Genomic DNA, 6820 nt, shown 5'->3' on the forward strand with positions numbered 1-6820 from the left:
TGATAAGTCAGAATAGCAATACGCCCTCCGGGTTTTAATAACTCGGCTGCTTGTGTCAGCATTTTACGGAGGCTGTCCATTTCGTGGTTTACTTCGATGCGTAAAGCTTGGAATAATTGAGCCAATTCTTTTTTTTCTTGTTTCCGGTTTATGAACGGATGTATTATCTCTAAGAGATTTTCAATATTCGTTATTTTTCCTCCTGTTCTTTTTTGGACAATTGCTGCAGCTATTTTCCGGGCGGTTTTTAATTCTCCGTAAAGGTAAAATATGTCCGATAGTTTTTCTTCATCATAATTATTTAAAATATCAATGGCAGAAATTCCTGCCCGATTGTTCATCCGCATATCCAATTTCCCGCCGAACCGAAAAGAAAAGCCTCGCTCAGAATCGTCGAAATGATGAAATGAAACACCTAAATCTGCTAATAGTCCATCGATTTTTTCGACATTGTAATAATGCATGAAATTCTTAAGAAAACGGAAATTGCTACGGACAAAAGTGAACCGGCTGTCGTGTAAGATATTCTGCTCTGCATCGGCATCTTGGTCAAATCCGTATAGGTGTCCGTCATCGTCCAAGCAGTTTAGTATCGCTTTAGAATGTCCTCCTCCTCCGAACGTAACATCGACATATGTTCCGCTCGGTCGGATATTCAATCCTTCGATACATTCATTGAGTAATGCAGGTATGTGATATACAGTGCTTTGCATAAGTTCTTGATTGCCGATAAATATGAAATAGTTTTTAGACGATAAAGGTATAAATAATTATTTATAGGAGCTTTATTTTTTTATCAAAAGTTATCAACAAAATATGGCTTTGCAAGGGTTTGTCGGATAGTGGGTTATTGTAATGTTAAACAATATGTGAAAATTGTTTTTTTTGATGTAAAATCTTCGGAAAAAACGGTATTCGATATTGAAAATTTTAAGAGATAAGGAATAAAAATTAAAAAAATAAGAATGAAGCTCAAGGGAGTTAAAGAAATATATGCTATTTTTGTTTCTCTTTTTATGGATAAAATGGAAAAGGAAGAGCCTATACAGATTGATATTGAAAAGGTTATTAAGAAAAAAGCTCCTGAGGTCGGGAAAAAAATTCCCGGATTTGTATATCGTTTTTTAGAAAAAACGATTTGTCAGGAGCGGATGAATTATATTCTGCGGGAATATGCCGATTGTAAAGGCGTTGATTTTGCAGATGCTTTGTTGTCGGAGTTGAATGTAAAGGTGAAGTTGGAGGGAGAGGAGAATATTCCTGCAGAAGGTAAATTTACGTTTGCATCGAATCATCCTTTGGGGGGCTTGGACGGTGTTTCTTTGGTATCTGTGTTCGGGAAAAAATACAATTCTCATATTAAGGTTCAGGTAAATGATCTGTTGATGAATGTAGCACCTTTAGCTCCTGTGTTTTTGCCGATAAACAAGCATGGACGTCAGGCGAAAGATGCAGCCGATGTATTGAAGAATGCCTATGAATCGGATGATCAAATGTTTGTTTTTCCTGCAGGATTGGTATCTCGACGACAAAAAGGTCGAATTTGCGATTTGGAATGGAAAAAAGCTTTTATTTCTAAGACTATCCAGTTTCAGAGGGATGTGATTCCTATATATTTCGAGGGATTAAATTCCAGTTTTTTTTATCGGTTTGCTCGTATTCGTAAGAAACTGGGATTGAAATTTAATATAGAAATGATATATTTGCCGAGTGAAATGTTTAAAAGTAAAAACAAAACATTTGTGATACATATCGGTAAGCCTATACCTTGGCAAACTTTTGATAAATCGAAAAGCCTTTTTGAATGGGCTCAGTTTGTGAAAGATAAGGTGTACGAATTAAAAAAATGATAAGAAATTCATCAGTGATATTATGGAAGAAATTATAGCGCCGATAGATAGAGACCTGATCAAAGCCGAACTTACTCCGGAACGCTTTCTTCGCCATACTCGTAAAGGGGGAAATGATATATATATCGTCAACTGTTTTAATGCTCCTCATACGATGAGAGAAATAGGACGGTTGCGAGAGATAGCATTTCGTCATGCCGGTGGTGGGACAGGAAAGGAGGTCGATGTAGACAGGTATGATCTGATGGATGAGCCGTGCCAGCAGCTTTTGGTATGGAATCCGGATGCTGGGGAAATATTGGGCGGTTATCGGTTTATATTGGGAGAAAATGTCCGTTATGATGAATGCGGACATCCAATGATCGCGACCTCTCATATGTTTGATTTTTCTCAGAAATTTATTGATGAATATATGCCCAGCACTTTGGAACTAGGGCGATCGTTTGTGACATTGGAGTATCAATCTACCCGTTCGGGTTCTAAGGGTTTGTTTGTGTTAGATAATCTTTGGGACGGTTTGGGCGCTTTGACGGTAGAATATCCGCAAATCAGATATTTTTTTGGTAAGGTGACGATGTATCCTACTTTCTCTGCAGAGGGGCGCAATATGATTCTTTATTTCTTGAATAAGCATTTCCCGGATCCTGATCATTTAGTCTGGCCGAGAACGCCTTTGGAGACCAACATGGATTATGAAAAAATGTCCGGACTGTTTAGAAACGACGATTTTAAAGAAGATTATAAAGTCTTGAATCAATATGTAAGATCTTTGGGATTCAATATTCCGCCTTTAGTAAATGCTTATATGAGCTTATCTCCTACGATGAGAATGTTCGGGACGGCTATTAATGATGAATTCGGAGATGTGGAGGAGTCGGGAATATTGATTGCCGTGGATGAAATTCTGGAAGAAAAAAGAAGCCGGCATATCGAAACATATGATAAATCAAATATAAAGATAATATAATCGAAGTTGTATGAAATAGGTCTGTAAAAGGACATCTTATAAAGATGTCCTTTTTTGCTTTTATATTTAATTTGTTTATGGATATATTGTTGGATGTACATACTCATACGATTGCGAGCGGTCATGCATTCAGTTCTTTGCAGGAGATGGTGAAAAGTGCTGCGGAAAAACGATTGCGGTTATTGGGAATAACAGAGCATACTCCCGGTATTCCGGGAACATGCGATTTGATTTATTTCAGGAATTTGCATGTCGTTCCCCGGAAAATGTATGGCGTAGAGTTGCTGTTAGGTGCAGAAACCAATATCGTAGACTATAAAGGAAATGTGGATTTGCCGGAAGATTACTTTTCTTTTTTGGATATTTGTATCGCAGGTATCCATTCTTTTTGTTATTCTTCCGGAACGGCAGATCAAAATACCGATGCGGTGATCGGAGCTATAAGCAATCCGCATATCGATATCATAAGTCATCCCGGAGATGGAACCGCTCTTTTGAATTTCGAGCCGATTGTGTTGGCATCTAAAGAATACGGTACATTGCTTGAAATAAACAACAGTTCTTTAAATCCTGTCCGTAATAAGAGTGCTGCACGTAGAAATAACTTGGAGATTTTAAGGCTGTGTAAAAAGTATGAAGTTCCTGTTATTCTCGGCAGTGATGCGCATATATCGTTCGATATCGCTCGTTATGACAGATTGTATGATTTATTGAGAGAAGCCGAGTTTCCGGAAGCATTGGTGATGAATGATAAAGTAGAAGAATTTAAAGCCCGGTTGAAACGGGTATAAATTTTTGTGTTCTTGCCGTTTTATGGACTGTTCGAAATTTCCGATGAAAAATATGAAACAAAACCGTATATTTGTAGTTATTACATAAAAGTTATAGACAGATGGTTGCTCGGAAAGTAAAGTATTGTATGGGGACGGTTTTGGCTTCGTTATTCGTTTTTTCTGCTTGTAATTTGCAATCGGGACGTATCGAAACTGTATCCCTTATTCCGGTTTGGTACGGAGATAGCTGTTTATATATAAACGCTGAAGATAAAGTGGAGTTTAGCGGACTATATCCTTCGGTTTCGCTTTTCCGTGAGGATATTGCTTTGGTACAGACAGCCGAACGTGACGCCCGTATCGGGTTTATTGATAATTCCGGAGAGTTTGTTCTTCCGGCTGTTTATAAACAAGCTACGATCTTTCGTGAAGGAATGGCTTTTGTAGTTCGTCCGGGAGAAGCGCCTTGTGCTATTAATCAAAAAGGTGAATTGAAATTTACACTTCGAGATGCGGAAAGTGTAGAGACTTATCATGAAGATATGGCTCTTTATTCGGTTAGGGAAAAAGGAAAGCTTCGTTATGGATATGTCGATAAAAGAGGAGAAACTATAATAGATCCGGTTTACTCCGGAGCAATGTCTTTTTCTCAAGGAAAAGCAGCTGTCCGGGATGCGAAAGGGAAATGGGGTTTTATAGGTAGAAACGGAGAGGCGGTTATTGAATGCCGTTATGATGAAGTAATGCCTTTTAATGATCGAGATGCGGCTTTAGTGAAAGAGAACGGTTTGTGGGGAGTTATCGATAAGAAGGGGAGATATATTATTGACCCTCAGTTTGAGGTGATGCGTAATGATGGAAAATGGTTTCAGATAAAGTCTAAAGAAAATCTGTGGGGCTGGTGTGATCTTGACGGTGAAATAGTAATTACTCCTCGTTTTGAAAAAGCTTTTGGCTTTTTTGACGGAGATAGAGCTCCTGTGCTCTTTGAGGGGAAATGGGCGTATATCGATAGAAAGGGGGTTGTTGTTATTAAACCCCAATTCGATCGGGCTCTTCCTTTTGTCGGGAATTTAGCCGCTGTTTGGGTCGGGAATTATATCGGATTTATAAATAGGGAAGGCCGCTATGAGATAAATCCCCAATATAATGGTCTGAGTCGGGACTATGAAGCGAATGCTGTGTGGGGAATATCTTGCTATGAACGTGTTACTACAGGCAAAAAGTAAGAAACTTTTTGCCTGTAATTACAAGGTTTAAAGGTCTGTTTAAATTTTATTCGGGTCTGGTTTGTGAATTTTTAGAGAAATCCCGTTCTTCATAAAAAGAAATAGCTTCTCTCCATGCATCGGAAATTTCTTTTGCCGAAGACGATTTCACATCAAAGCCGACCAAGACCGTTTCACAAGTCGCTTTTATCTCTTTTGTCTCGATATTTATGATTCGTTGGGCAACTTTCAGGCTTTTGTTTCCGATAGATATTGTAGCGGTCTGCACGGCTATTTTTTCATGCATGAAGACCGGTAGTAAAAAATTTGCATTGATATTCGCGATGATAAGATCTGCATCATTCCAGTTGATAGGACTTCGTTTTACCTCTTCAAAATAACGGGCTTTCCCCAAATCATAGAATGTGAAATAGATAGAGTTATTTACGTGTCCTAAGGCATCGATGTCGTTGAACCTGAGTTGTACGGGTAACGTATGTTTGAAAATCATGTCTTGCATAGAGTTATCTGAATATTATGTTTGTTATAATTTGACGTCCTACTTGTTTATTTAGTCTGTCCATCAACATATTCCGGCACATACTGAGTTCGCTGCGTAATACAGAAGATGAGAGATGTACATACAGAACACCCCGTTGAATATAAAGTTTGGTCGTATAAGACGCGACTTGTTCGCCCAGCAGAGAATTCCATGCCTTTATAAGACGGGTTTCGTCTAACTTCAAATCAAGATTTTGTTCTTTGAGTACTCGGTCGATGATTTCTCCGATAGATTGGGCATCTTGCTTTTTCATTTTATTTCTCCTCCTTTAAACTCTCGATATTTCCCTGTATTACCTGATAAAGATGAAAATCATGTCCGGTTTTACGGATAATTTCGTCGAGATATTCCCGGTTGGTATCTGTTATGAAAATTTGCCCGAAACGCTCTTCTGAGACTAAAGAAATGATACGCTCCATCCGTTGGGAGTCTAATTTGTCGAAAATGTCGTCCAATAGTAAAATCGGAGAAGTGAATCCGTTCCGGTTCAGGAAGTCGAATTGGGCAAGTTTCAAGGCGATCAGAAAAGTTTTATTCTGACCTTGTGACCCGATTCGTTTCATGGGATATTCTCCCAATGTCATTTCCAGTTCATCTTTATGAGAACCTCGAGTGGTGTAACCTAAAATACGGTCACGTTCTCTTATTTCTGCCAATTGGGCGAATAGCTCTCCATGTTCGTGATGTGACCGATAAGATAATCCGACCGATTCATTACCGCCGGATATATAAGTATAAAATTCTTGGAAAACCGGTATGAATGTGGATAAAAACGATTTCCTTTGTTTGAAAATCTCTTCTCCCGTAACAGACATCTGTTCTTCCCATATTTCATATAAAGCGGCATCTTTGATCTCTTGCTTAAGCAAAGCGTTCCGTTGAGCTAAAGCTTTGTTATAACGAATAAGCGTATCGAGGTAGTTCTTGTCGAATTGGGAAATTACAAGGTCTAAAAAGCGTCGTCGTTCGTCACTTCCTCCCAAAATAAGATCTGAGTCGGATGGCGAAACCATAACCAAAGGAATGAATCCGATGTGGTCGGATAGCCTGCCGTATTCTTTCTTATTCCTTTTGAACTGTTTTTTTTGACGTTTTTTCATCCCGCAATATACCTCTTCTTCATTTCCGTTATTATCATAATACCCTTGTAACATAAAAAAGTCTTCGTCATGGCGGATGATTTGCGAGTCGGCTATGTGAGAGTAGCTTTTGCAGAACGAAAGATAATAGATCGCATCCAGCAGATTTGTTTTTCCCATACCGTTATTCCCTAAAAAGCAGTTGATATTCGGGGAGAACGAAAGATCTGCCTGTGCGATATTCTTGAAATTGATAATGGATAACCGTGATAAGATCATTCGTATATACGTTTGAAATGCAAACGTACATAAACTTTTTTATTCTAAGGGGAATTTGGTGGTTAAAACCCGATAAAAAACAAGATATTAAGGGGGTAGATG

General features: G+C 38.6%; 8 protein-coding genes. 4 read left to right on the plus strand and 4 right to left on the minus strand.

Going from position 1 to position 6820, the window contains the following annotated elements; translation table 11 throughout:
- Positions 1-713 (minus strand): 16S rRNA (cytosine(1402)-N(4))-methyltransferase RsmH (gene rsmH, locus AC1WHX_RS09400; RefSeq protein WP_481229227.1); only part of this gene is annotated, 713 nt, incomplete at its 3' end.
- A gap of 312 nt (positions 714-1025) precedes the next feature.
- Between rsmH and glsA the strand changes: the two genes are divergently transcribed.
- The 4 genes from glsA to AC1WHX_RS09420 all read left to right on the plus strand — a co-directional run bounded on the left by glsA (position 1026) and on the right by AC1WHX_RS09420 (position 4819).
- Positions 1026-1850 (plus strand): lyso-glycine lipid O-acyltransferase GlsA, encoded by an 825-nt coding sequence (gene glsA, locus AC1WHX_RS09405; RefSeq protein WP_270738459.1) that lies wholly within the window; start codon positions 1026-1028, stop codon positions 1848-1850.
- Between the two features lie 22 nt (positions 1851-1872).
- Positions 1873-2817, plus strand: coding sequence for a glycine N(alpha)-acyltransferase GlsB (gene glsB / locus AC1WHX_RS09410; protein WP_302545860.1), 945 nt, complete (start codon positions 1873-1875; stop codon positions 2815-2817).
- Between the two features lie 77 nt (positions 2818-2894).
- Positions 2895-3608 (plus strand): phosphatase, encoded by a 714-nt coding sequence (locus AC1WHX_RS09415; protein ID WP_278585219.1) that lies wholly within the window; start codon positions 2895-2897, stop codon positions 3606-3608.
- A gap of 101 nt (positions 3609-3709) precedes the next feature.
- Positions 3710-4819, plus strand: coding sequence for a WG repeat-containing protein (locus AC1WHX_RS09420; protein ID WP_009318106.1), 1110 nt, complete (start codon positions 3710-3712; stop codon positions 4817-4819).
- 46 nt (positions 4820-4865) lie between these two features.
- Here the strand turns inward: AC1WHX_RS09420 and AC1WHX_RS09425 are convergent, their stop codons facing one another.
- Genes AC1WHX_RS09425 through recF form a run of 3 tightly spaced genes read right to left on the minus strand, consistent with a single transcriptional unit; the run spans position 4866 to position 6718 of the window.
- Complete coding sequence (locus tag AC1WHX_RS09425) at positions 4866-5318, minus strand: acyl-CoA thioesterase (protein WP_009318105.1); 453 nt, start codon at positions 5316-5318, stop codon at positions 4866-4868.
- Between the two features lie 4 nt (positions 5319-5322).
- A complete protein-coding gene (locus AC1WHX_RS09430) occupies positions 5323-5613 on the minus strand; it encodes a DciA family protein (protein ID WP_009318104.1) in 291 nt (96 codons plus the stop codon).
- Between the two features lies 1 nt (position 5614).
- Positions 5615-6718: a DNA replication/repair protein RecF gene (recF, locus tag AC1WHX_RS09435; RefSeq protein WP_009318103.1), complete on the minus strand. Its 1104-nt coding sequence runs from the start codon at positions 6716-6718 to the stop codon at positions 5615-5617.
- Positions 6719-6820: the final 102 nt, after the last annotated feature.

Source organism: Coprobacter sp., assembly GCF_982436375.1.